The 23834-nt window shown below is 61.7% G+C and carries 19 protein-coding genes and 3 pseudogenes; 7 read left to right on the top strand and 15 right to left on the bottom strand.

Annotation, left to right across the window (positions count from 1 at the left end; all coding sequences use genetic code 11):
• Positions 1–11: 11 nt before the first annotated feature.
• From WGT02_RS38835 to traA, 3 genes are read right to left on the bottom strand one after another with little or no spacing between them, the layout of a single operon-like run.
• Positions 12–1178 carry a conjugal transfer protein TraB gene (locus WGT02_RS38835; RefSeq protein ID WP_208245074.1) on the bottom strand — a complete coding sequence of 389 codons (1167 nt, stop codon included), beginning with the start codon at positions 1176–1178 and terminating at the stop codon, positions 12–14.
• Entirely contained in the window at positions 1168–1734 is a 567-nt protein-coding gene (gene traF, locus WGT02_RS38830; RefSeq protein ID WP_208245075.1) for a conjugative transfer signal peptidase TraF, read from the bottom strand. The genes WGT02_RS38835 and traF overlap by 11 nt, the downstream gene beginning before the upstream one ends.
• Entirely contained in the window at positions 1731–5363 is a 3633-nt protein-coding gene (traA, locus tag WGT02_RS38825) for a Ti-type conjugative transfer relaxase TraA (RefSeq protein WP_208245076.1), read from the bottom strand. Before traA ends, traF begins: the two co-directional genes overlap by 4 nt.
• Positions 5364–5613: 250 nt before the next feature.
• Here traA and traC point away from each other — a divergent pair, with 250 nt between their 5' ends.
• The 6 genes from traC to WGT02_RS38795 all read left to right on the top strand — a co-directional run bounded on the left by traC (position 5614) and on the right by WGT02_RS38795 (position 9212).
• On the top strand, positions 5614–5886 hold the full coding sequence (traC, locus tag WGT02_RS38820) for a conjugal transfer protein TraC (protein WP_208245077.1): 273 nt from the start codon (positions 5614–5616) through the stop codon (positions 5884–5886).
• A 13-nt stretch (positions 5887–5899) separates the two neighbouring features.
• Entirely contained in the window at positions 5900–6103 is a 204-nt protein-coding gene (traD, locus tag WGT02_RS38815) for a conjugal transfer protein TraD (RefSeq protein WP_208245079.1), read from the top strand.
• Positions 6093–8045, top strand: a complete 1953-nt coding sequence (traG, locus tag WGT02_RS38810; RefSeq protein WP_130749266.1) for a Ti-type conjugative transfer system protein TraG — start codon at positions 6093–6095, stop codon at positions 8043–8045. Before traD ends, traG begins: the two co-directional genes overlap by 11 nt.
• A gap of 18 nt (positions 8046–8063) precedes the next feature.
• Complete coding sequence (locus tag WGT02_RS38805) at positions 8064–8258, top strand: hypothetical protein (RefSeq protein WP_208245081.1); 195 nt, start codon at positions 8064–8066, stop codon at positions 8256–8258.
• Positions 8259–8466: 208 nt separating this feature from the next.
• The gene (locus WGT02_RS38800; RefSeq protein WP_032981063.1) at positions 8467–8775 is read left to right on the top strand and encodes a WGR domain-containing protein; all 309 of its coding nucleotides are present in this window, start codon (positions 8467–8469) and stop codon (positions 8773–8775) included.
• A complete protein-coding gene (locus WGT02_RS38795; protein ID WP_011654740.1) occupies positions 8772–9212 on the top strand; it encodes a thermonuclease family protein in 441 nt (146 codons plus the stop codon). The genes WGT02_RS38800 and WGT02_RS38795 overlap by 4 nt, the downstream gene beginning before the upstream one ends.
• Positions 9213–9244: 32 nt before the next feature.
• Here WGT02_RS38795 and WGT02_RS38790 read toward each other — a convergent pair whose 3' ends face one another.
• The 7 genes and pseudogenes from WGT02_RS38790 to WGT02_RS38760 form a co-directional block, all read right to left on the bottom strand.
• The gene (locus WGT02_RS38790) at positions 9245–9445 is read right to left on the bottom strand and encodes a hypothetical protein (RefSeq protein WP_128409067.1); all 201 of its coding nucleotides are present in this window, start codon (positions 9443–9445) and stop codon (positions 9245–9247) included.
• A 261-nt stretch (positions 9446–9706) separates the two neighbouring features.
• Positions 9707–9952, bottom strand: a pseudogene (locus WGT02_RS38785) (hypothetical protein); the annotation flags it as partial.
• A 317-nt stretch (positions 9953–10269) separates the two neighbouring features.
• Positions 10270–10722 (bottom strand): hypothetical protein, encoded by a 453-nt coding sequence (locus WGT02_RS38780; protein ID WP_072642068.1) that lies wholly within the window; start codon positions 10720–10722, stop codon positions 10270–10272.
• Positions 10723–10726: 4 nt separating this feature from the next.
• The gene (locus WGT02_RS38775; protein ID WP_318246616.1) at positions 10727–11068 is read right to left on the bottom strand and encodes a hypothetical protein; all 342 of its coding nucleotides are present in this window, start codon (positions 11066–11068) and stop codon (positions 10727–10729) included.
• Positions 11065–11961, bottom strand: coding sequence for a DUF7007 domain-containing protein (locus tag WGT02_RS38770; RefSeq protein ID WP_208245084.1), 897 nt, complete (start codon positions 11959–11961; stop codon positions 11065–11067). The genes WGT02_RS38775 and WGT02_RS38770 overlap by 4 nt, the downstream gene beginning before the upstream one ends.
• A gap of 90 nt (positions 11962–12051) precedes the next feature.
• A complete protein-coding gene (locus WGT02_RS38765; RefSeq protein WP_072642069.1) occupies positions 12052–13800 on the bottom strand; it encodes a ParB N-terminal domain-containing protein in 1749 nt (582 codons plus the stop codon).
• A 358-nt stretch (positions 13801–14158) separates the two neighbouring features.
• Positions 14159–14476, bottom strand: coding sequence for a hypothetical protein (locus WGT02_RS38760; RefSeq protein WP_208245087.1), 318 nt, complete (start codon positions 14474–14476; stop codon positions 14159–14161).
• A 317-nt stretch (positions 14477–14793) separates the two neighbouring features.
• Between WGT02_RS38760 and WGT02_RS38755 the strand changes: the two genes are divergently transcribed.
• Positions 14794–15036, top strand: a complete 243-nt coding sequence (locus WGT02_RS38755; protein ID WP_065284742.1) for a hypothetical protein — start codon at positions 14794–14796, stop codon at positions 15034–15036.
• Positions 15037–15060: 24 nt separating this feature from the next.
• Here the strand turns inward: WGT02_RS38755 and WGT02_RS38750 are convergent.
• The 5 genes and pseudogenes from WGT02_RS38750 to WGT02_RS38730 all read right to left on the bottom strand — a co-directional run bounded on the left by WGT02_RS38750 (position 15061) and on the right by WGT02_RS38730 (position 23389).
• Positions 15061–20152 (bottom strand): annotated as a pseudogene (locus tag WGT02_RS38750) (DEAD/DEAH box helicase family protein).
• A gap of 90 nt (positions 20153–20242) precedes the next feature.
• Entirely contained in the window at positions 20243–20845 is a 603-nt protein-coding gene (locus WGT02_RS38745) for a DUF1419 domain-containing protein (RefSeq protein WP_208245089.1), read from the bottom strand.
• A gap of 116 nt (positions 20846–20961) precedes the next feature.
• Complete coding sequence (locus WGT02_RS38740) at positions 20962–21930, bottom strand: DUF3991 and toprim domain-containing protein (RefSeq protein ID WP_011654725.1); 969 nt, start codon at positions 21928–21930, stop codon at positions 20962–20964.
• A gap of 190 nt (positions 21931–22120) precedes the next feature.
• A complete protein-coding gene (locus tag WGT02_RS38735) occupies positions 22121–22297 on the bottom strand; it encodes a hypothetical protein (RefSeq protein ID WP_011654724.1) in 177 nt (58 codons plus the stop codon).
• Between the two features lie 20 nt (positions 22298–22317).
• Positions 22318–23389: pseudogene (locus tag WGT02_RS38730) on the bottom strand (IS630 family transposase).
• Between the last annotated feature and the right edge of the window lie 445 nt (positions 23390–23834).

Below are 23834 nucleotides of genomic sequence, written 5' to 3'. Positions count from 1 at the left end.
TTTTCTCCAGGTTAGATGTTGAAGGACATCACGAGCGGTTTGTCGAAAAGCCGAGCCCAAGCCACGGCGCTGGCCCGTTGAATCGCGACGATGTTAGTGCCTTTCGTCCACCAGCCATTTCCCGCGGCTACAATAAGATCAGGCTCGTAGATCATGGATTGCAGGATCGGCCATACGAGCAGCAGCTCGTAGCAGATGAGAGGTGCTGTCCGGCTGTTCCCGACCGGCGCAACCGGATTGGCGAAGAAGTGCGCTCGAGCGCCGCCGTCCCGCCCAACAATCGACAGCCAAGGCTGCCACATCGACCCCGGCACCGGCATTCGCTCGTTGTACATGACCACTGCTCCATGTCCCGAGATGCTGACCAGGACGTTATCGTAACCATCCGATCCGACGATTGCCGCGCCTGCAACAACAGTGAGATCTGACCCTGAGAGCTTGTCTTGCCAGAAGCGCCGAACTGTCGGCGTCCAAAACCCGAAGGTGCTCTCTGGGAGTAAAATCACCGCTGCGTCCCGCCGGCGCTGATTGTGTACCGTCGCCGCCAAGTCACTATGTCGGGTAAGACTATTGTCCCGGCCGAGACTATTGCCGAGCGCCAGGTCGACGCCCTGCCAATGCTGCCCCAAGCTGGGTGTCGTCCAGAATGAGGCTGACCAGAGCCAGAGCCCTGCAAAGGTGATGGCAGCAGCCGGCCAATAGCGAGTCGTCATGATCGCGAGGCCGGCTGCCATTGCTGCCAGGCCGGCCCAACCCCATCCCGGAAGAAGAACGCCGGCGGCCGTTAGGGGATGAGCCCACCCGACAATTCCGAACGGCGGAACGGCCATGACAATCATTGCGATCGAATACCGTAGCGCGTTCCAGTTATCGCGACGAAGCGACCAGAGGACACTGTGCACGAACACGAAACCGATCGAGGCGGCCAGCCACAAGATCAGCCCGGGCCAGACGTCCGACTGATAGAAGGCAGCGACACCCTGAGGCAACCCGCGGGATGCGGCCAGAAAGTAGGCAACCGCTACCAGGCCGGCCGTTTGCCGGCTCTGCGCTGTTGACCACAATGCCGGAAAGGCAATCGCGACAGGAAGAGCCAACGCATACCCACTCCAACCAAGATAGCCGGAAACGCCGGACGCAAGCACAAGCGCGAGAGAAAGCATCCATTTACGGCGCATAGGTCAGTACCTCGCGCGCAATTCCAAGGATGCCGGAAGCAGGAACCGGCCCGAAGTATCGGCTGTCCCAGGAGCCGGGAAAGGACGAATGGAGAAAGACCTGCCCCGGCGGCACGATTCCACTGGAATAGGGGCGTAGTGACCGGCCCCGACCGTCACGCTCAACGAGACGAGAATTGCGCAATACCCGCCCGTCGATCGATACGCTCCTGTCAATCGCGACCTGCTGCCCAGCGATCGCAACGACTTGCTTGATCAGCGGTCCAGTCCCACCCGGGCATGGTCCCCATCGTAGATAGCCCCTCGCTTTTCCCTGGGTGCGCGCGGCGCTGTCTGGCATGCAAACGAAGACAAGATCGCCGACAACAGCAGACCGAGAGAGCGGCTCAATCTCCCAGAGCCCAAGCGGCTCGCTTGGCGTCGTGTTAATCCTGAGGCCAGCTCCGAAGCCGGCAACCAACACCGCACTAGCGAAAAGAGCGGTCGCTCCCAGGATAAAGGTGGCGCCTCTCCCCGCCCGCGACTTCCGACGCGGATCTGAAGCGTCGGTGCTCATTTCAGGGAGAGCCCGGTGGTCTTGGCCGGACGCATCGTCTCGGCCTGTTTGAGGGCGGTCACTGTCCGCTCATGAGCCGCGAGCTGTTGAACGGTCCGTATCGTGTTCCAGGCCGACTGCAGGTCCGCCTTCTGCGCCGGCGCCATGCCAGCAGATAGCTTCTCGAAAACCTTGCCATCCGCCTCTTTCGCGGCCAACGGCAGGAACGTCCTCTCCCCGAAACGCTCGGAGACAGCCTTGGCAAACCCCTCCAACTCGGCTTTCACTTGTCTGTCCGCGAGCGCATATTCCAAGCCAGAAGGAAGGTCGTTTCGATCAATGGCGTCGCGGACCCGTTCAAGGGTCTGCTTGGCCGCTCCGGAGAGAGCCGGAATATCGATTGAGACCTTCAGGCGAACAGCCCGCTCCTCCGCGTCATAACGACGCTCAGCCTCGGCCCGCTTCTGCAGATAGCCATCCAGATCGAGTGCCAGTGCAGGGACATTCACGAGCGCCGTCTCCCGCGCCTGGCTCTCGACTTTACCGGCAAACAGGCCGGTCTTGCCCTTCAAAGGTCCAAAGGATTCCGGCTGCTTGGAAATCGTCGCCAGTGTCGCCTTCGCGGTCTCAGAACTGCCGACCATGGCCTCGACATTGACCCTATTGAAGGCGCCTTGAGGGTCAGCATAAACGAGGTGGAAGCGCGCGGAGACCTCCTGCCACCGGCTCATCAACGCGGGGTCCGCCGAGACCTTGTCCTCTACAGATTTCTCGATCGATTTTGCAAACGTCGTGATGCCGGCAACCATGGGCTTCCTATCCTCCTGGACGACAGAGTTGGGTTGGTTTTGGATTTCCGACGCGCCACGAACCTGGCGCTCTCCGCCAACCCTCGGACGCAAACCGAGCCGCGCTCCGACGGCAGCGAGCCGTGACACGAGATCGGTCAGTTTTTGCTTTTGACGGATCGTCCAGTGCAGACGATCGCGCAGGAGCGTGCGTCCGACATTCATCAGATGAAGCCCGCGCATGTCAGCGAAATGAAGTGCCGCGCGATAGGAGGAAGCATTCTGATAGTCGAGTGTCGTTTCCTTCGACGCGTCACGCGATAGGCGCTCACGCATTCTCGCCATCGCCAGATCGGCGACCGGCACGACCTTCCAGGAATTGCGATCTGCCTCGGTGCCGTCAGGAAGCCTGACACGCTCGGATCCGACGCGCTCGAGACCGATCCGATCACCGATCCTGACATCGGCCACATCCATCGCGCGGGCGAGATCGACACCCCAGACGGTGCGCTCCTGACCATCGGCGAAGCCGAGCGTGACATAGTAGCTGTCCCGGTTGCCTGGCTTATGCTCGAAAGGCGCTTCACCATGGGCGATCAGGACGCCGGCGCGTCGCTGTGCGAACTCTTCCAGCCCGACATAGAGCTCGGCGGTCTCGCGGTGGCGGGTCATGGCGACATAGGACAGGTGCCGGTCCAGCGTGCTCGATGCCAGAACTTTCACCCGATCGACGGTGGCACCCTGGCTCTTGTGAACGGAGGTGGCATAGCCATAATCGACATTGGCATAGAAGCGCTGTTCGACCACGACCACGCGACGATCATCGCCACTCTCGATCTCGGCGGCCAAACGACCGGGCTGGGCTTCGACCACACGCGCCAGCATGCCATTCTTCACCCCGAGTGATCCCTCGTTCCTCAAGAAGACGATCTGGTCGCCGGCCGCGAACTGCCGCGGCCCGTCTTCCGTCTTGAAGGCGTGACCGTTCTCCATCAGGCCGCGCTCAACGAGCTTGCCGCGCGCCAATTCATTCAGCATCCGGACATCACGACGGCGATGGGCAAGGATCAGGGAGGACTTGGCCGGATCATAGTCGCGGTCCCAATCGGCGATCAAAGTCGTGATCGCGTCATACCTTGTCCACGCCGTCCGGACCATGTCTCGCTGCTCGTAAGCTTCGAGCGCAGCCGACACGTTTCCACGCGCCAGATCAAGGGACGCATCCCGCATCCACTGCTCACGCTGACGATAGATGGTCTCCAATTCCGCATAGCCAATCCGCTCGGCAATGGCACGGAAAGCAGCGCCCGCTTCGATCGGCTGCAGTTGATCGGGATCGCCGACGAGAACCAGCTTCGCGCCGGACATCGTGGCCGCTTCGACGAAGCGCGCCATCTGCCGCGAGGAGACCATCCCGGCCTCATCGAGCACCAGAACCGTCTTGTCGTCCAGATGGTCCCGGTCCTGATCCCACCGCAGCTCCCAGGCTGACAGCGTGCGGGAGGCAATGCCGGCTTCCTTCTCCAGGCCCTCGGCGGCCTTGCCGGCAAGCGCCGCACCGACAACACGGTATCCGGCGGTTTCCCATGCCTCGCGGACAGCCTTCATCATCGTCGTCTTGCCGGCGCCGGCGCGTCCGACGACCGCAGCGATCCGGCTGTTACTGGAGATATGCTCGATCGCCGATTTCTGCTCGTCCGAAAGCCGATCATGCCGTTCGAGGGTCCGGGCGAGGACACGGCTGGCAACATGGTACGAGCGCTGCCGACCGAGCCACACCGCCCGGTGCGCCATCTCCGCTTCGATGCGGATGAGATCGCGCGTCGTGTATTTTGCCGGCGACCGGGCGCCCGTGGAAAACGAGATCCGTTCTCTATCCAGTCGCAGCGCGTCCGGATGCTGCAAAACCCGCGCCATCAGATCCCGGAACACGGCCGGATCAACGATGTATCGGTGCAGGACCCTGGCGACATCGCGCTCGTCGAAGACGCTCTTTTCCCGTGTAATGAGATCGAGCACAAGACCTGGATCGCGCTGGATCCGCCGCGCGTTTTCCTCGCGGCGCTCCTGTTGCAGTTCGATCCTTTCCAACTTCACCGCTACCGCAGATGCAGTCTCTGCCGCTGCGTCCGCCTTTCGCTCGATTGCGGTCGCGCCCACTCCGACATGAATGGTCGGCTCCAGCGCAATGCCCTGCTTTTCGAAGGAACGGCCATCGACACGAATGTCGAGACCGGCAAGTGCCAGATGCCGGTTCTGGCAGGCAAACCATCCATCGCGGAAGGCGTTGAAGTCAGAGGCGCTGCCGGCCCAAAGCTCATAAACGATCCTGCCCGCATCGTTGCGATGAGGCCTCCCGTCGGGACCGAGGACTGCGACCTTCTTCGATCCGAAACCATCTTCTGTGAGTGGCCGAAGCGTCGTCATCATGTGGATGTGCGGGTTGCCTGGAGCGTCGTGGTAGACCCAATCAGCGACCATGCCCTGAGCCGTGATGTGCCTGGCAACAAAATCCCGGATGAGGTCTATCTTCTGCTTGGCAGACAACTCGATCGGCAAGGCGATGGTGACATCCTTGGCGAGCTGGGCGTCTGATCGCTTTTCGAAAGCTTCGACCGAATTCCAGAAGGCTTCCGACGCGCCGGGGATGGACCGGTCTGCCACCATCGCCCGCAACCACTCGGGTGCATCCTCCGGAACAACGAACTCCTCATGCAGGAGGCCCTGCTTGTGGGTGTAGTCGATCGTTCGCGCTTCGCGCTCGAAGTCCATCTTCGCACAATGCCGATACGCCGCCGACAGCACGGCGCTGCGGCCGGAGCCGCGGGCAACGATGCTGACTGAGAAATGCGGGACTGTCACGAGCGAAACTCTCCCTTAGGCAAACGATTCCAATCACTCCGAAGAACAATGCGGCCCCGCCAGGCCGCTCTTTCGAGCACGTCGCGCAGCGACGTATAATTGCGCCCTTGGATCCGCTCCTTCGGAACGGCGGGATCATTCGCCAAAAGCTAGCGCTTTGGCGAGGTGCAACATTGCACCTTTCCAGCGGGAGAAAATTCGGGGCAGGGTTCGTCTTCAACGGACCATCATGAACAAGGAAGCAACGCTCATGAAGAAGCCAACCGCCAAAATCCGGGAAGAGATTGCTCACCTGCAGGAGCAACTCAAGCAGGCCGAAACACGTGACGCCGAGCGCATCGGTCGGATCGCGCTACGGGCAGGGCTCGGAGAGATCGAGATAGAGGAGGGTAAACTTCTGTCGGCGTTCGAAGAAGTCGCGGCTCGGTTTCGGGCACAGGCGAGACCCGCTCAGGGGCGCAAGCCTGCGACCACGCCGCCGAACGGCGCTGGCGAGGCTGCGGGCCGGTCTGCTGAGGCTTGAGCGGGTGCAAAAGATGTCGACGGCCGAGGCTCGAAAAAAGAACGCGCGGGAAAAGATCGAACTTGGCGGCCTGATCGTCAAGGCCGGCCTGCGCTACGAGAAGCGCGCGCTCTTGCTCGGGCTTCTGATCGATGCCAGCGCACGGATAAAGGCTGACGAGGCGGAGCGAACGCGTCTGAGTGAACTCGGTGCGAAGGCATTCGCCGATGACGCCTAAGCGGATCCTTGTCGCCGGTATTCCAGCCGTAGCCATGCTGGCCATCGCTTTGACTTTCCCAGGCATCGAACGGTGGCTCTCAGCATTCGGAACGACGGATCAGGCGAAGCTGATGCTGGGGCGGATCGGGCTTGCATTGCCCTATGCACTCGCCGGGGCATGTGGCGTCATGTTCCTGTTCGGCACCAAGGGATCGATCAACGTCAAGACATCAGGTTGGAGCGTTGCCGCGGGCGGTCTCGGCGTCATCGCCGTCGCAGCTCTTCGCGAGGGATCGCGTCTGTTGACCTTTGCCAGTCAGGTGCCCGCGCGCAGGACGCTTCTGTCCTACGCCGACCCTTCGACCATCATAGGAGCGGGCACCGCGCTGCTCGTCACCTTCTTCGCGCTGCGCGTCGCCAGGATGGGCAATGCGGCCTTTACCCGAAGCGAGCCGAGACGCATCCGGGGCAAACGCGCCCTGCACGGGGAGGCGGATTGGATGACGATGCAAGAGGCGGAAAAGCTCTTTCCGGAAACAGGAGGCATCGTCATCGGCGAGCGATATCGTGTCGATCGCGACGATCCGGCCGCCACGTCGTTTCGGCCTGGCGAGCCGACTTCCTGGGGGAGGGGAGGTTCCGCACCGCTGCTCTGCTTCGACGGCTCGTTCGGCTCATCGCATGGGATCGTTTTCGCCGGTTCAGGAGGTTTCAAGACGACCTCTGTTACGATCCCGACGGCGCTCAAATGGGGCGGCTCTCTCGTCGTGCTCGATCCGTCCAACGAGGTGGCGCCGATGGTGATGGAGCATCGGCGTAAGGCAGGCCGGCGCGTTATCGTTCTCGATCCGAAGAACGCCCAATCCGGCTTCAACGCGCTCGACTGGATCGGTCGCCACGGCGGCACCAAGGAAGAGGACATCGCAGCCGTCGCGTCGTGGATCATGAGCGACAGCGGTCGCGCGACCGGCGTCCGCGATGACTTCTTCCGCGCGTCCGGTCTTCAGCTGCTCACCGCCATGATCGCTGACGTCTGCCTGTCCGGCCATACCGATGAGAAGCACCAGACGCTGCGACAGGTGCGGGCCAATCTCTCAGAGCCGGAACCTAAGCTCCGCGCGCGCCTGCAGGAGATCTACGACAATTCCGCTTCCGATTTCGTGAAGGAGAATGTCGCCGCTTTCGTCAACATGACGCCGGAGACCTTCTCTGGCGTCTACGCCAATGCGATCAAGGAAACGCATTGGCTAAGCTATGCGAACTACGGCGCCCTCGTTTCCGGTTCCAGCTTCTCCACCGAGGCGCTGGCCGATGGTGAAACCGACGTCTTCATCAATATCGACCTCAAGGCTTTGGAAACCCATGCCGGCCTGGCGCGCGTCATCATCGGCTCCTTCCTCAACGCGATCTACCATCGCGACGGGGCGATCAAAGGCCGGGCACTGTTTCTCCTCGATGAGGTGGCGAGGCTCGGCTACATGCGGGTGCTGGAGACGGCGCGCGACGCCGGCCGGAAATATGGCATCACGCTCACGATGATCTATCAGTCGATCGGCCAGCTGCGGGAAACCTACGGCGGTCGTGACGCGTCCAGCAAATGGTTCGAAAGCGCCAGCTGGATCTCGTTTGCGGCAATCAACGATCCGGAAACCGCAGACTATATCTCCCGTCGATGTGGCACGACGACAGTCGAGATCGACCAGGTCAGCCGCAGTTTCCAATCGCGCGGGTCGTCACGAACCCGCTCGAAACAGCTCGCTTCAAGGCAGTTGATCCAACCGCACGAAGTCCTTCGCATGCGTGCTGACGAGCAGATCGTCTTCACCGCCGGCAACGCGCCATTGCGATGCGGCCGCGCGATCTGGTTCCGCCGGTCGGACATGAAGTCATGTGTCGGCGAAAACAGGTTTCAACAGCGCGGTGATCGTCCAGAAGTCTCAGCTTCGGCCGAACCGAACTAAACGCGGGAGGATCCATCAATGCGATATTGGGAAGCCTGTGAGGCTCAGGTTTCGGCTGAAGACGCGATCGAGGAATGCCGCATCCACGAAGTGGCGGCCGTCCGAGAAGATGACAAGGCATTGGTCGATGAAGCTGCTGGTGAGGTCATTGCTCATGCCGACGAGGAGGGGGAATATTATGGTGCGGATATCCTCGGCTATCTCGGGTACTGATCAATGCCGCGGTGACCGCGAGAAGATCGTGACCGAAATGGACGAAGACCGCTTGCGGGCTTCGTTCGCCGTGGCGAATAGAGCCGTACGCCGAAGGCGGATCGCCCAAGACCTAACGTTTCGAACGCTTCACCAGATTGAATCGATCACGCGAAACCGATTCATAATTGTCGTTGGACCGCGGACTCCGTACGCGCGATTCTCAGTCATGATCGCACAGCCCTACCAGCTCTATGTCGAACGCAAGGACCGCGCCAAGAACATGGCTCGCTACTATGCCATGTCGATCGAGGCCAACCTGTTCGGTGAACTTTGCCTGACCCGGCGATGGGGACGGATCGGCAGCAAGGGCCAGACATTGACCCACCACTTCGAGCGGGAGCAGGATGCGGTCGCCCTCTTCCTCGACCTGACCCGACAGAAGCGCGCTCGAGGCTATCGAACGCGGTCAGCTGCAACCCGCGAATCTGATAGTTGCGCTCCATCTACCGTCATCGAGCTTGGGGCAATCAGGTGAAATCAATTCTGACAGGCGTCATTTCCGCCGCTGTTCTGCTAGGCGCAATCTTGATTGTCCCGCATGTTGAAGCGGCTCAATCTGGTCTACCCGCAACGTACCCCAAATGTGCGTCCGGCGCCCGTTACAACTGCGTCGTCGATGGTGATACGCTGTGGATCTACGGCCAGAAGGTGAGAGTTGCCGATATCGACGCCCCGGAGATCAGCACCCCGAAATGCGCGTCGGAACTGACACTTGGCAACAAGGCAACAGAGCGGTTGATCGAGCTCGTCAACGAGGGACCATTCCAACTCCAGGCGTGGCCAGGCCGCGATACGGATCGTTACGGCCGCAAGCTCCGGGTTCTCGTCCGGGAAGGACGAAGCCTCGGCGATCGGCTGGTGTCGGAAGGCCTGGCGCGGACCTGGTCGGGCCGGCGCGAGCCCTGGTGCTGAGGATCCGGCCCGCCAAAGCGGGCCGAGGCGCCTTACGGGCGCCGGTTCCAGTCGGTCTCGAAGTTGACCTCGATGTCTACGAAGAAGGGGATCTTGATCGCGACCTTCAGGCCGAGTTTACCCTTGCGGACGAAGTGACCGACGACCTTGCCGAGAGTGCGCAGGCGGCGGCCGGTAGCGGCGAGGAATTTGGCGAGCTGTTGGATGATCTTTCTCCTGTGATTGCGTTTCATCGCGGGGATGAGATGTGCCTCGGGAAGGAGTGCTGCATCGGCACGACCGCAGCGAAGCGGAGGACCTGAGAACGACTGAATTTTGCTGCGCGAGGAAGCCGAAGGCGGGGAAAATTCTGGCGGCATCAGGTTGCGGCACGACGCTCTAGACGCACCATCCCTGATGTCGATGAAATGGGATCACAGGAGAACCGCGACGGTCGATAATGGCGCGGCGCTATCGGTTGCCCTCAGTGAGGGGGCTCCCAATCGAAGATGTTGCCGCTGCAGGTGGATCTGCATGGCCCGGTCACCGAGGCCTTCGCTGAGAGCATCCGCGGTCTCGGTGATGAGCCGTTCGTGGAGGTCGCGGATCCCCTCGCTGTCGATGACGGCGGTCCCGAAGCTTTCGGCGATCTTGATCGCCTGGGCGCTGTCTGGGCAGGTGAGGCGGACCATTTCGACGGTGGCGCCCTTGCGGAGCTGGACGACCCGGGCGGTCTGGCGAGTGGTTACGGGCTTGGCCATGTCTCTTCCTTTCGAGCCGAAGTGGTTCCGGCCCCGTGCCGGCTTGCCCTTCGGTGCGGTCGACCCGAACCGGCGGAAGACGGGCGCTTCAAGGTCCGGGCGTGCCAGGCCAAGCGGAGCCGATCTGCGAGCCAGCAGGGCAACCGCCCTGCGAGGCCGAGCGGAACTGCTCCGCGCAGGACGGCGGGTTCCGGCCGCCCCGCGGCGCGATAGCGGCCTTGAAGTGGACGGCCGCTGGCTCAGACCGCAGCAAAACCGAAGGACAAACCGTCACGGTGCCATCACCGGACACGACAAGGATATGGCTCCAGCCCGTTCTACTCCTCGCTTTTGCCGATGCCCACATGCGAGACCGCTGCGTTCCCGTCGGACTGGCTCCGCAATACTGCCTTCGGCAACCGGTAGGATTGAAGCCATGTGGGACCATGGGTGTTACGGAGACCGCGCAAGATCCCGCCATCGTCATAAGGCGGTCCACCCCCCATCCAGACATCGCTGAGGATGCTCTTCCAGCGTCGTCCATGCCTGGCGGCATACGCTTGTAGTGCAGCTTCCTGATCGTCGCTCGGGGCTGGCCATTGCTGGCGCCTGTGTTTGGCAGCACGCAATTCGGTCCCGTTGCGCTCTGCGATCATGCGCTTGAGCTCGGCCACGCCCGCGTCAAGGCATGCTTTCCCTTCGAGATGATGAAACCGCAGCCAGAACGCAGTTCGCTCAGCATTGGAAGATCCGATCCCGGCGTTCCGCTCGAGGTCACCTATTGTTGCCATGTCATCAGCCCTCCGGACTCGAGTGTGGGCCGGCAGAAGATAAACGGTCGCGCAGCGCTGCGATCGCAGCGTCCTGTCGAGCCAGCTTTCTTGATAGGGCTTCGGCCTCTGGCTGACGCTCTGCTGTGAGGCCGGCTAGGTTGGTGCGATAGCGCTCGAGCAGGGTGCGGCCATCGGGCGCCTTTCCGCGATGGTAGCCAGTCTGGCGCCTCCCAAGCTTCGGCAGGATTGCCGTCATCCGGCGGGTGATCTGCCTGTCAATGAGTTCCAACTGCCTCTGGGTCTGACGGCGGGCGTCCTCCATGCGAGAGAGCTGGGTTTCGGGTGACATTACCGGTGCCATCATGCCGCCCTCGCGCTCCAACCGACGAAGCTCGACGGACCATCATAGGCGGCATGACGCGCGAGATCGATGACAAAGCCAAAGCGACCGCGCCTACCATATTCTTCATGAGGAACGAGAAAGCGACGCTCCTCTCGCTGGGATTCGCGATTGCCGCCTCTCTTGGCGAACACCTCAGTCATGCCGGAGTGGTGAGAGGAGATGATTGCAGAGATGACGATCCAGTCGTCAGCATGCACGCGATCAAACTCAGCGCGATCCTTCAACCAGGATTCCCCGGCGCTGAGCTGACGGCCGCGAAGCTTCTCCCAATAATCCGGGAAGGTGTTGCGCGCGGCCTCATTGGCGCACTGGCGCTCGTAGCCGGTGAAGAGATCCGGGAACGTCAAGGCGACGATCGCCCATTCGCTATCTTCCTCGTACCAACCGCCCGCGCTGCGAACCGAGGCATCGACCTGAAGATTTCGATCGGGAGAAAGATGAAAGCCGCCATGTCCTGAGGTCGAGTGGCTGACAATTCCCTCGGCATAGATCGTCGCCAGCTGCGAGCCGCCCCATGGCGTGCTTGCCGACATGCGTGTCTGGATGCGGGAGAAGGCTGAAAGTTCCCGCATGTGCTCCGCGGTCTCGATTGCGCGGAGACGGAACGCCGCTTCGTCCTTCACGCGCCCATCGTGGCGATAAAAATGGTGACGCCGCACTTCGGCTAACGGCTTGGTGATGCGCCAAGCACTGGCCAGAAAGAAGTCGCCGCTTCCGTTGGAGATCAGGCCGAGGAGGATTTCGCCGATGCGTGCAACAGGAAATCCGTCGGCGCTTGTCCCGAACTCGACGCCATCGGCGGCTGAGGAGATGGATACTGGGTCTGTGGCGGAGGTAAATGATGCTCCGTTCATGGTCGGGCTCCTTTGTTTGAAGGTCTGAAAAGCAAACCGCCGCCGGGATGACCGGCGGCGGAGCGGAAGATTTGGAAAGGACTGGTGGGATTACTCGGCCGCGATCCCGTAGGCCGTTTCGTGGTCGTCGAGCGTGCCCGGACCCTCATCCGCTTCGACCATGTCGGAGACATCAACCTCTCCATGCCCGTCATTGGCGACGATACCGCCGTCAGTGCCATCGTCGGTCTCGCCCTCGTCCTGCGGGGTCGCTTCGTGATCAAGATGCTTGAGGAGGGCGAGAACCTCCGTCGGCTCCGGCGCGAACAGAGCAGACGGATGGACGAGGTTCGTATCGCCTTCGAAGTGGGTGACGAGAGCTGAGCGGGTCTCGCGGACACGCGCACGCGGCTCGACACCGGCATCCTTGGCGACGGTTTCAAGGGCCCGACGCGATAGGGATGCGAGGAAATCCTCCATGCCCATGTTCGGCAGGTAGCTGTCCGCACCGATCGCCTGGCCGGCGACACGGGACACGACGCCGCTGTTCGACATGCCGCGACGGCATGAGAGCACGTCGATCAGGGCTGCACGTGCAGCGCCGCGAACTGTATCCATGTCGAAAGACAGCTTGCCATCCTCGGTGAAGAGGCGAGCGGCATGGCGGCCGAAGCGCGCACCGCCGTAAAGGTTGCCGCCCGCGCCGGAGTCGACGCGAACGTTCTGTCCCGCGAAGGCAAGCACGAGCAGCGCCATCAGCATATCGTCTTCGATCAGAGCGCGGCCGAGGGCATCGTGCAGGGCGTCGGTGCGGAAATCGCCAATCATATCCTGACCCTTCTGGGTAACATCCGGGCGTGCCTTCGGTGTTGAGCCGGTATCGTCATTGATGGCGCCCTCGGCACCATTTGCACTGTCGCCCTTCGGCTTCGCCGCCTCGGGCATGCGGTAGTAGACGGTCTGAACCTTGCCGTCGCGATTGAGATAAAGGCCTGTGTTGTCGGATTTCGAGGGCTTGCCGTAGACCTGGCTTGCCTTCTTCGGCAGTTCCGGCTGACCCCAGCTGTTGACCTCGACGATCGCGCCGCGCTTCGGCAGATTGGACGTCATCCATTCGTGCTGGGCGCCGAGAAAACCTTCGACGTTGGTGGTGTAGCGGCTGTCCTGGTCGGCCGGCGCGAACAGATCTTCGACCCATTCGATGCCATAGGCCTCGCGCAGATCATCGCCGAAGCTGGCATCCTTGGCATACATGCGCTTCTTGGTCAGGGCATTGGCGATCGACCACCAGGCAGCGGTGTCGCCCTTCTTCGGCTTGTGCGCCTTCCAGACTTCCTTCTGTTCGACCTCACCGGCGGCAGCAATGATCCGCAACTGCTGCTCGGAGGGCATATCGCCCAGCGCCATCTGCTCGAGCATCGCCGGCAGAACGTTTGCAAGCAGGCGTAGCTTGCGGATCTGGCGAACGGGGAGCGCCAGCGCGACGGCGATCGCTTCCTCGGTCCAGCCGAGTGCGACGAGCCGCTCGATACCCCGCCATTGGTCGACCGGGTTTAGCGCTTCGCGCACGCTGTTTTCGACCATCGAGCGCATGGCGCCGTTGTCGTTCGCAGCATCCACCACGAGGATCTCGATTTCCCCGAGGCCCGCAGCGATCGCGAGGCGCACTCGGCGATGGCCGGCATCGATGATGTAGCCATTGCCACCATCCGCTTCGGGCGCAACGATGGGCGGCTGGACGATACCGACGGCTTTGATCGTCGCCAGCATCAGCGCATCGGCCTGTGGCGACGATTTCGTCTGACGCATGCGGTCGGGGTTTTCCTTCAGAGCGCGGGGATCGATCGTCTTGATCTGCATGGGACTGTCCTTTCGGGAGGGTTACGAGCCGGCGCCTTGCCAGCCCTTCCTGTCTTCATTTTTCTCGAAGACACCTCCGGGACCGCGGGGTCGGCCGAACTGCCGCAACTGCGGCCGAGCATCCCTGCTGGGCAGGACGAGCGGGGCATCTGCCCTGCGAAGGACAACCGGCCGGGATCGCACAGGCGGCGGTTGAGCGGAAGCGGCGGCAGGAGGACCGATCTGCGACCGGTTCCATTTTCTTTCCCTATACTTCGCCCCTTTTCTAATTTACATCGCAGCGATTACCCCGCCAAATGGCGCGGAGGTTCATCATGCAGCGCTAGATCTGCGTATAGACGCGGCCCGTCTGAAAGACTTAGGGGCGCCGTTTCAGAAGCGAGAACGCATCAGCCACTGTCCTCTTCAGCGTCGCCTTTCGATCGGCCTCGACCGCGGACGTTGGGGCAGGGTGAGTGGCCGGAACCGGCCCGCCATCCTCAGGATCCGCAACCGGATCTGCGAGTGAGATAGCCGGTTTCGCAGCAACGACGATGTGCGAGACGGTCGTTTCGTCGGACTTCACAGTGACGGCGACTTTGTTGCCGGATCGGATCTGGTCGACCGCAATTCGAGCAGCGGCCTCCTCGTCGTCGGCTTCAATGAGAGAGGTCTGGATTACAAGATAAAAAGGCATGGGTTCCCGCAGTGTTATTCTTCAGGTCTCATCGCGCGCGCATCGGTCAAGGCGCCAAAAGCGAAAACGAAATCCGTATCTTGTATCCACATCGACTTAGCGGCCGAAGCGAAAAGGGCGCTCGACCCGTGCGGGGAGCGCCCTTTTCTCTGATCCCGGACGATATCGAAAGCCGCGGCGGTTGCCCGGCGGCAGGACATCATCGAAACGGGAAGTGATGCTCAGATATTGTTGATAGCCACAGATTTCAAGTCGCGGCGTGAGCGACCCCCTGATAGATGTCGCCGCCCATCCGATAACTCCCAAGTCGAGGCAAGATGAGCACGGACCCCAACACCCGGAAATCCATCGCGCAGCGGGCCATCGACAGGGCGAAAGGCCATGGCGTGCCCATCGATGAAGATCCGGCCTTCATCGCGCTTCTCGACGAATGGGTTCGCGGCGAGATCGATATGAAGCAGATGCGGGAGCGCTACCTCGGCAGACTCGCCCTGCAGGAGGCCGAGCAACGCGGCCGCCTCGCGCGCAGGCGAGCACGACCGGAACCAGGCGAGACCTGAAGACCTCCGGTTCCGGCCGCAGTTTCAAGCGGCCTCCTGGGCACCGTCATCCACGGCGGCGGCCGCCAGTTCGTCTTCGATCCCACGGAGAAGACGGCGCTTCTCGGAGAGCTCATCGGCGAACTGGAAGGTTCCGCCCGTGCGGGAACGATAGGACGTCAGGCGTCGCTCGGCGTCATCCAGGCGCTGGCGATAGCGCCGTTGTTCCTCCGCGAACCCGTCGAGCCCATGCTCGAGCCGGGAGATCGCTCCAAGTGGGGTGACAGTGATAGCAAGCTCGATCTCGTAGTCGGCGCCGCTGCGCTGGATGAGCGTCTTGTAGCGATAGCCATCGCCCCTGCCGAACCGCTCGCCCTCATAGACGAGATCGAACCCGCCGATCGTCGCCAGATGAACCTCGCCCTCGTGCTGGAGCTGCAGAAGCGTGAGGATCTCTTTCATCAGTGAGCGGCCGGCCTCCTTGCGCTCGGTATGGCTCTCTCCCAGCACCGTCATCGTAAAGGCGTCGCCTGACGTGGGCTGGAGCCGCTCGAGGTCCTGGCCGACCTCACCGATGCGGCGGGTCGAGATCTCGATCTCGCGTTCGGCATCGCGCATCTGCCGGCGGACGGCATACTGATCGTCTTCGTGGGCGGCGCGGAGCCGTTCGAGCCGGGCAATGTCGGCTTCCAGGCCGGCTTTCTGCATCAATCGCTCGTCGCCGGACGCGATGGCCTTGGCCATGGCGAACTGGTTGGCGGCGCCTTCGCCTACATCTTCGAGCCTGCGGATCGACGTGTCGCCTGAAAGGGCAGCGGCGATAAACCGCGCCTTGCGTTCGTTGTTCTGCCACATGGAAGCGTCGAGACTTCCCTCGGTGGCATAGGCGAAGATGTCGACCTCGTCATGCTGGTTTCCCTGTCGAACGATGCGTCCTTCGCGCTGTTCGATCTGCGACGGCAGCCACGGGACATCGAGATGGTGGAGCGCTTTCAGCCGGAGCTGGGCATTGACGCCGGTGCCCATGGTCTCGGAGGATCCAATCAGGAAACGCACCTTGCCGGCGCGGACATCGCCGAACAGCCGTTGCTTGGCCTCGGTCTTCTTGTAGTCCTGCATGAAGGCGATCTCCGCCGCGGGTACGCCGAGCCGGATCAGCTCGTCGCGGATGAACCGGTAGGCCGAAAACCCCCGGGTCTTCTCGACATTCATAGTGCCGAGATCGGAGAAGATTATCTGCGCGGCCCCCGGCAGTTCGAAATCCTTGCCATCGGGGCGCCGGTAGACCGCGTCACCGGTCTCCTTCCAGATCCGGTGCGCATTGCGGACCAGGAGATTCAGCTTGTTATCGTCCTCGTTCCCAGCCGCCGGCATGACGAACCGCAGATCGATAGCGGCGTGGCGGCCGTCAGTGATGACGGATAGAAGAATGTCGTCACCGGGGTTTGGCCGGACCCTCGCGCTGTTCGATCATCTTGATCCTGCTGCCGAGCGTCTGCTGATAGGTCTTGAACAGCGCCGTCGGCTTCGCGGTCAGGATCTGCCGCCGGCCGGTCGAGATGTCGGGCACCCTCACATACTGCCGAAGGTCATCCGGCATGACCACATCGGCAAACGAGCGGAACATCGCGATCAGCTCGGGGACGTTGACGAACGACGCAAAGCGACTGACCGGCTTGTATTTGCCGGATGATTGGATTTCCAGTTCGGTCGTCGTATCGCCGAAGCAGGACGCCCAGGCATCGAATTCATGCAGCCCGCGCTCGAAAAGAGCCGCGTGGCCAAGCAGTCTCTGGATCGAGAACATTTCGCCTAGCGTGTTGGTGATCGGCGTGCCGGAGGCCAGCACCAGCGCCCGGCCGGGATTTTTCGTCTCGATGTAGCGGGACTTCACATAGAGATCCCAGGCGCGCTGCGAGCCGTTCGGATCGATGCCCTTCAGCGTCGACATATTGGTGGCGAAGGAGAGCTTGCGGAATTCCTGCGCCTCGTCGACGACGATCTGATCCACACCGATCTCCGAGATCGTAAGAAGATCGTCCTTGCGGGTAGCGAGACCTTCGAGCCGCTCCTTCATTCCTTCTTTCAACCGCTCAAGCCGCTTACGCGAGACGCGGTCCTCGCTGTCGACCTTGGTCAGCAGATCCTCGTATAGCTGCAGCTCGTCCTGGATCATCTCCTGCTCGAAGGCCGACGGCACGGCGATGAAGCGAAACGCCGAATGGGTGATGATGATCGCGTCCCAAGTGGCGGTCGCTGCCCGCGACAGGAAGCGAGCGCGCTTGTCCTTGGTGAAATTGGTCTCGTCGGCCACGAGAATGCGCGCGTTGGGGTAAAGAGCCAGGAATTCGCGCGCCGCCTGCGCCAGGCAATGGCCGGGGACAACCAGCATCGCCTTGGCGATCAGCCCCAGCCGGCGTTGCTCCATGATCGCGGCCGCCATCGTCATCGTCTTGCCGGCGCCGACGGCGTGGGCGAGATAGGTCGAGCCATCGGCGATGATCCGCCAGATGCCGCGTTTCTGGTGCCCATAAAGAACGAAGGCGCCAGAGGCGCCGGGAAGTTTCAGATGGGAGCCGTCGAATTTGCGCGGCGCAATGTTGTTGAAGCGGTCGTTGTAATCGCGGGCCAACCGGTCGGTGCGGTCCGGATCGGTCCAAACCCAGTCTTGAAACGCCTGCTTGATCTTCTGCAACTTGTCGCGCGCCGCCTCGGTATCGACGACGTTCAGCACCCGGCGCTCGCCATCGACATCCTTGAACACATCGAAGATCTGCGGGACGCGGCTGTTTAACGCATCGGCGAGCAGCTCGCCGGCATGCCGGCGGCCCGTGCCCCATTCGGATGTGCCGGCAGCAGAATAGCCGAGCTGGCGCGCTTCCACCGTCCAGGAGCTAAGCTCCGGCATGTGGTGGATGCGGATATCGCTTTCCATCCTTTCCTTGACGAAGGCGACGACATCCGCGGCCGGGATCCAAGGCGCGCCGAGGCGTGCCGTGATGTCCGACGGACGCAGGTCGGCCGGTTGGACCGCCTGAAGGGCACGAACATTACGCTCGTAGACCGGATCAAGTTCCGCTGCTGCCTGCGCGGCCGCCAGCTTGGTGCGGACCGATCCGGAGAGATAGGCATCGGCAGTCTTCCAGGAACCATCAGCCGGATCTTGAAACACCGTGTCACGGAGGTCATCGGTGACTGCGGAGATTTCGCGATGGAGGAGCTCGGCGATATGATCGAGATCGACATGGCCGCGCTCGTTGAGTACGACCGCCAGCGCATCAGCCGCATTGGTGATGACAGGCGACATCGGCGGAGCGATCACACGGGTGGCGAAGATCGGACCCGGCTTCGCCGTGTCCGTCTCCAGATCATAGTCCTCGATCGATGCAACCAGCCAGCAATCGGGATCATCGCGGAAGGGCAACAAGTTCGGCTGACGATGGGTCTCCTTCACCTCGCCGGTCTCTGGATCCTCCTGGATCGAGACGGTTGTGTGGTTGATCGGACCGAAGTCGCGGACGAATGCCGACCAGGCGAGGCGGAGCCGCACCTGCAGGTCGCGCCACGGCCGGTCCGTCTCCTGGGCCTTCAGTATCTCACGGACGGCATCGCGGATCGGGACCAGTTTCGAGATGATCCGAACATGCTTTTCAGAGATCCCGTCACCGGGGCGGCCCTTCCGGACGGTCACCGCTACCGCCGTGCCGTCGAGCATCTGCATCAGCCCCTTCGCCCGGTCAACGAAGAAGCTGCCTTCGCGGACCGGGCTATCCTTCGGCCTGAGGTCGACGATCTCGGCGAGCTCATCTTCCAGATCGATATCAATCGGGGTCGGCTCGCCGTCATAGACGTCGGCCGGAAGAAGTTCGATGGCGGCGTCGAGGATGGTGTCGAGATCGGCTCCGTCGCGGGCGACGCAGGTGTACGTCTCGCCAAACGGCCCAGAGGTGAGGGCATGGGTGCCGAGCACGAAGTCGGGATGGCGTGCAAACCAGCGGTTCACGCGGATCGCACCCTCATCGTCGACAGCAGGCCGCACCTCATCAACATCAAGCCAGATCTGATCGCCTTCCGGTTCTCCTGCCTTGCGCTTGCGGAAGAAGAGGATGTCAACGACGACATCGGTGCCGGCGTCGCGCCGAAAGCTGCCTTCTGGCAGGCGGATCGCCGCGATCAGGTCGGCGGTTTTGGCGATATGCTCGCGTGCGGTCGTAGCGGCCTTGTCCAACGTGCCATGCGAGGTGACGAAGGCGGCCAGTGCGCCCGGCTTCAACAAGTCGATCGAGCGCGCAATGAAATAATCGTGGAGCCGCAAGCCAAGCGACCGGTAGGCCCGGTCGGAGCGGACGGTGCGATCGGAAAAGGGCGGATTGCCGATGGCGAGATCGTAGATCGGCGCCAGATCCGTGCGGGCGAAGTCGCCTTCAATGATGCGAGACCGCGGCTGAAGAAGGCGCACGATGCGCGCCGTGACCGGATCGAGCTCGATCCCGGTGACATAGGCGGTGTCGCGGTACTCTGGTGGGATGAGGGCAGGGAAGAGCCCTGTCCCGATACCGGGCTCAAGCACCCGGCCCCCGCGCCAGCCGAGACGCTGGATCCCAGCCCAGATCGCCCGGACGATCAGTTCCGGCGTGAAATGGGCATATTGGGTGCAGCGGGCAAGCGAGGCATAATCAGCCTCCGACACGGCGGTTTCGAGCGAAGAACCGAGCGCGTCCCAGCCATCACGAAAATCGACCTCGCCCGGCCGGCGGAACATGCCATTGGCAAGCTCGCCAGCACCGAAGCCAGTGAAGCGGACCATCTGTGCCTGCTCCTTGGCGGTCGCCGGCCGCTCCTGCTTCACTATGCCCTCCGTGACCAGGATTGCCGCCACGTTGACGCGAGCACGATCCTTCCATGAGGCACCGAGACCGCGGTCGCCGTCCAGATAGAAATTCTGGCGCTGACTGTTCGGGCACGCCGCCGAAGTCACAACTGGCAAAGCCGGGGCGGGCGCCGGCGGAGTGGGATCGGGATCGTCGTCATTGGCCGCCACTGTGTCGAAGCCGCCAAATGCGGTGACACCTAGCGCAAGGCCTGAAGAGAGCGCAGAGCTACCGAACATGTCGAGAGTGAAAGGATCGTTGCTCATCGGGAGTTTTCCTTTTCGGATGCGCGCCATCGCTCGCCCGCCGCAATAGCGGGCTGGAAGCGCCTGATGGATTGAAGGGATTGATGACGCCTAGGCCGCGATGTCAGGCAGATGCCGCATATGAACGGGCAGTTTGGCGGCGATCTCATCATCGGTAAGGTCGTCCAGCAGCTTCAGAAGCGTGCCATTGGTGCCGCTCCACAGCATGACCATGCGCTGCCCCTGCATCACCGGTGGAAACCGATCGCCGGCATAGCCGCGATAGGCATTCGCAGTGCTGCTCCAGATATGTTCTAGTAGCTCTTCACGGGACATGGCGCGAACCGGCTGGGTTTCGCGCTCGAAGATCGTCGCCCGCATCGTCTCGACCGAAGTGGGATCGGACAGGTCGCAATAGCCGTGGAAGTACCGAGGCTTTCCGTCGATCCGCAGCGCAAGGAAGATGCTGGTGGTCGAGCCCGTTAGGAATTCGCGCAACGCGAAGATCGGCCCGCACATCCACAATGGCGGCAGGATATTGAGCATGTAATCGTAGAGTGCCTCATCAATTTCGAACCATTCTCCGCTGTAAGGCGGAGCAGCATCGCTCTGCCACCGGTCGGGGCGCTGACTATGGCGATCGAAAAGCCGGAACATTTGCGGGCGCGTTGCGACGCCCTCGAAAATCTTGCGGATGGGGGCAGGGGTGTTCATCTCTGGCTCCTTCAGGTTTCGGGACCTGGCGATGGCCACTCCATCACCTCTGTTTTAGTCCCTCATGACACCTTCCGGGCCGCCGGCATCCCGATCGGCCGCGTCAAGGGCCGGCTTTAGCCGGGCGAAGCCTCCCTTGATGCGGTCGGCGGCGATGCGGCACGCCTCTCTCTTCCTTCGCTCTTCAATTTCTCTCTCCTTCTCTCCTGCAGGACTTCATTCCAATCCTCCGCCGGCGGCCGGAGACGGACCGAAGGGCGATCGACCTGTGCGGCCAGTGCCTGAAGACGACGTGCGAACGCATCGCCTTGGCTATTGGCATCGGTGGCACAGACGAGGTGAGTGCCAGGGCAAGCGAGAAGGTCGACCAGCGCCGCTTCGGTTCTGGGCGACCATCCGCCACCGGTACTGAGGTAAAGACTTCCGTCCTGCAGATCTTCGATCGTGGCGAGGCTCATCGCGTCGATGGCAGCCTCCGTCACGCAGAGACGGAGAGCGTCAGGCGCACCCAGGCGAAACAGAACTTTGCTGCCACCCGTCGAAAAGCCGCGCCAGTCAGGTCCGCGCTCTTCCCATCCAACCACCAATCCGGCGCCATCGCTATGGGCGGCCCACATGCTGCCGAATGGACCTTCTCGAACGATCCCTTGATTGATGGCCGAGCGCAGGATGGAGATCGGGATCGCACGCGACCAGCAGAGATACCTCCAGACGCCGGATCCAGTAGCTGGAAGACCGCGACCTTGCCATCGTGTCAGAATATCCGCAGGCTCGACCTTGGACGGCGGCTTCTTCCAGATGACGGGTGCAGCTGTGAAGCCGATGAGATCGCCAACACGGTCGACAGCCTCTGAAAATCCTAAATGCTGAAGCAAGCAAGTAAGAGCGAAAACGTCGCCTTTGTCGTCGCTCAAGGGATCAAACCAGCCGCGACCTTCGTGGGTGACGATGATGATTTCCGCTCCGCGACGAAACTTCACCGCCCGGCGCGTGCTTTCCTTCACATCGACCGCGAACCCAGCCTGTTCGAGGACGGCAGCACAACTCACCGCCTCGCGTAGTTTCTCGATTTCTTCTCTTTTCATGATTTTTCCGATCGCCTGCGATCGTTCCTCAATTTAACTCCCCGCATGATCGGCGGGACATCTTCCAGCCGCCGCGAAGAGCAGAGGGGGCAAGGGCGCGGGAAGCAAGGTGCAAGGTTGCACCGCCCGCGGCGAAGCTTCCCTTGCCGCCGATAGGTCGCCAGCGGCACTCGGAACGGCAATTGCCGGCTCAGTGAGCCGGCCACGGATGAAATTCATGGATGACCGAAAGGTCATCATCGGCGTCGATCTCGTCAGAGGGCAGGACGCCATACTCCCCGTCGACTTCGAAGACGGTGACGGGGACCATCAGGTCGCGGGAGAGCTGGAAGGCGTGGGACTGTGCGAGAGAAAGATCGTGCGACATGTGATACCAACGAGCGCTAATCAAAACCGGTGCGCCCAATCACGCATTCCAATTGACATGATCTTCCACGGCTGCGCGACCAGCTTGTTCCATGCGTCACAGCAATGGGAAACGATGTCGTCGTAGTCTTTGAATATCCGGTTGGACAACCAGTTCTCCCTCATAAATTGCCACAGGTTCTCGACAGGGTTCAATTCGGGCGACCGCGGCGGCAGGAACAGCAGGGTGACGGTGTCGGGTACTTTGAGTTTCGGCGTGACGTGCCATCCAGCCTGATCAACGATCAGCACGGCATGAGCACCTTCATCGACCGCCTGGCTGATTTCGAGCAGATGCTGGTTCATGGCATGGTTCATGGCATCGGTGTCGCAGTAGGGAAGAACAAGGCCCGCAGCTTTGCCCTTCTTGGGGCAGATGGCGCCGAAGATATAAGTCCACATCGTGCGTTGATCGAGTGGTGCCGAAGGCCTTGTGCCCTTGCGTGCCCATCGTCGGGTGATCTTGTTCTTCTGCCCTATCCGAGCTTCGTCGGCCCACCAGAGCTCGATCTCGATGTTCTTGGGGAGCCTGCTTTTGATGGTTGCCAGTGTGGCGGGGAAGTTTTTTTAAAACTCTCCAGGTCACCCTCGTTCTGGGCGTAATGGCGCGGACGAGCAGACAGCTTTGCAAAGCCGAGCGCCTTCAATTCGCGGCCAATGGTCGTCTCGTCCACAGAGATCCGGTATTCCTGGAAAGCCATTGAACCAGATCCTTGCGCCGCCAGCGAACGACGCCATGCACTGCTGGTATCGGCCCGCTTTCGACAATCTTCGCCAAAGCCTGGCGATGCACAGCGGAAAGCTTTCCTTGATTGCCAGGCGCTTTGCCGTTGATGAGCCCTGACGGACCGCGGGCATTGAAGCGCATAACCCAATCGCGGACAATCTGCAGGGTCACGCCTCCGATCCTGGCCGCGTCGCTGCGTGAATGACCATCATAGATTTCGGCAAGGGCAAGAAGCCGCCGAGCCTGTGCCGCATCCTTCGTGCTCTTGGCCAATGCCCGCAGGGCAAAACCGTCGAAGTCATCGCGCAGTGGAATTCCCAATGTCATCCGCAAACCTCCGTTTGCGACAGAGATTCAGAATTCAACTGATTTGGAAACCGCAAAACGAGTCAGAAACCGCTCACGTTGGTATGAGAGGCTCCATTTGGGAGCGGGCCAATTCCCGCTCGATGGCTCCTCAAAAGGCCCTGGGACGGGCGCGATCACCGCGAGGGTGCAGCCCGAGTGGCCGCATTGCTAGCGGACCCCTTGCGGGTTGATCGTGGAAGATCCGGATCTGGGCCAGGACGCCATCGCAAGAGAGCGGGTTTGGCGTGCTTCCGAATGGTGCCGCCCAGCCACGGCCGAATTCGAATGGAGTTGGACACTCAGCCGCGTACAAGCCAGACATTCGGGACATTTGCGGATGTCCTTCACAGACGAAAGGGAGAGGCGTGTATGCACACGCATGTGTTTGCAAACCGCTCGACGATAAGCCATGTCATGGAGGAGG

Source organism: Rhizobium sp. T1470 (assembly GCF_042140505.1).
In the GTDB taxonomy this organism is placed as follows: domain Bacteria; phylum Pseudomonadota; class Alphaproteobacteria; order Rhizobiales; family Rhizobiaceae; genus Rhizobium; species Rhizobium favelukesii.
This window is presented reverse-complemented; position numbering and strand designations above follow the sequence as displayed.

What these genes read in the sequence shown, in the direction of transcription:
- traF (WP_208245075.1), bottom strand. Translation starts at nt 1,734, where the DNA reads ATGAGCACCGACGCTTCAGATCCGCGTCGGAAGTCGCGGGCGGGGAGA.
- WGT02_RS38740 (WP_011654725.1), bottom strand. Translation starts at nt 21,930, where the DNA reads ATGAAAAGAGAAGAAATCGAGAAACTACGCGAGGCGGTGAGTTGTGCT.
- WGT02_RS38755 (WP_065284742.1), top strand. Translation starts at nt 14,794, where the DNA reads ATGAGCACGGACCCCAACACCCGGAAATCCATCGCGCAGCGGGCCATC.
- WGT02_RS38800 (WP_032981063.1), top strand. Translation starts at nt 8,467, where the DNA reads ATGATCGCACAGCCCTACCAGCTCTATGTCGAACGCAAGGACCGCGCC.
- WGT02_RS38835 (WP_208245074.1), bottom strand. Translation starts at nt 1,178, where the DNA reads ATGCGCCGTAAATGGATGCTTTCTCTCGCGCTTGTGCTTGCGTCCGGC.
- WGT02_RS38780 (WP_072642068.1), bottom strand. Translation starts at nt 10,722, where the DNA reads ATGGCAACAATAGGTGACCTCGAGCGGAACGCCGGGATCGGATCTTCC.
- WGT02_RS38765 (WP_072642069.1), bottom strand. Translation starts at nt 13,800, where the DNA reads ATGCAGATCAAGACGATCGATCCCCGCGCTCTGAAGGAAAACCCCGAC.
- traC (WP_208245077.1), top strand. Translation starts at nt 5,614, where the DNA reads ATGAAGAAGCCAACCGCCAAAATCCGGGAAGAGATTGCTCACCTGCAG.
- WGT02_RS38760 (WP_208245087.1), bottom strand. Translation starts at nt 14,476, where the DNA reads ATGCCTTTTTATCTTGTAATCCAGACCTCTCTCATTGAAGCCGACGAC.
- traG (WP_130749266.1), top strand. Translation starts at nt 6,093, where the DNA reads ATGACGCCTAAGCGGATCCTTGTCGCCGGTATTCCAGCCGTAGCCATG.
- WGT02_RS38735 (WP_011654724.1), bottom strand. Translation starts at nt 22,297, where the DNA reads ATGTCGCACGATCTTTCTCTCGCACAGTCCCACGCCTTCCAGCTCTCC.
- WGT02_RS38770 (WP_208245084.1), bottom strand. Translation starts at nt 11,961, where the DNA reads ATGAACGGAGCATCATTTACCTCCGCCACAGACCCAGTATCCATCTCC.
- WGT02_RS38745 (WP_208245089.1), bottom strand. Translation starts at nt 20,845, where the DNA reads ATGAACACCCCTGCCCCCATCCGCAAGATTTTCGAGGGCGTCGCAACG.
- traD (WP_208245079.1), top strand. Translation starts at nt 5,900, where the DNA reads ATGTCGACGGCCGAGGCTCGAAAAAAGAACGCGCGGGAAAAGATCGAA.
- WGT02_RS38805 (WP_208245081.1), top strand. Translation starts at nt 8,064, where the DNA reads ATGCGATATTGGGAAGCCTGTGAGGCTCAGGTTTCGGCTGAAGACGCG.
- WGT02_RS38790 (WP_128409067.1), bottom strand. Translation starts at nt 9,445, where the DNA reads ATGAAACGCAATCACAGGAGAAAGATCATCCAACAGCTCGCCAAATTC.
- WGT02_RS38775 (WP_318246616.1), bottom strand. Translation starts at nt 11,068, where the DNA reads ATGATGGCACCGGTAATGTCACCCGAAACCCAGCTCTCTCGCATGGAG.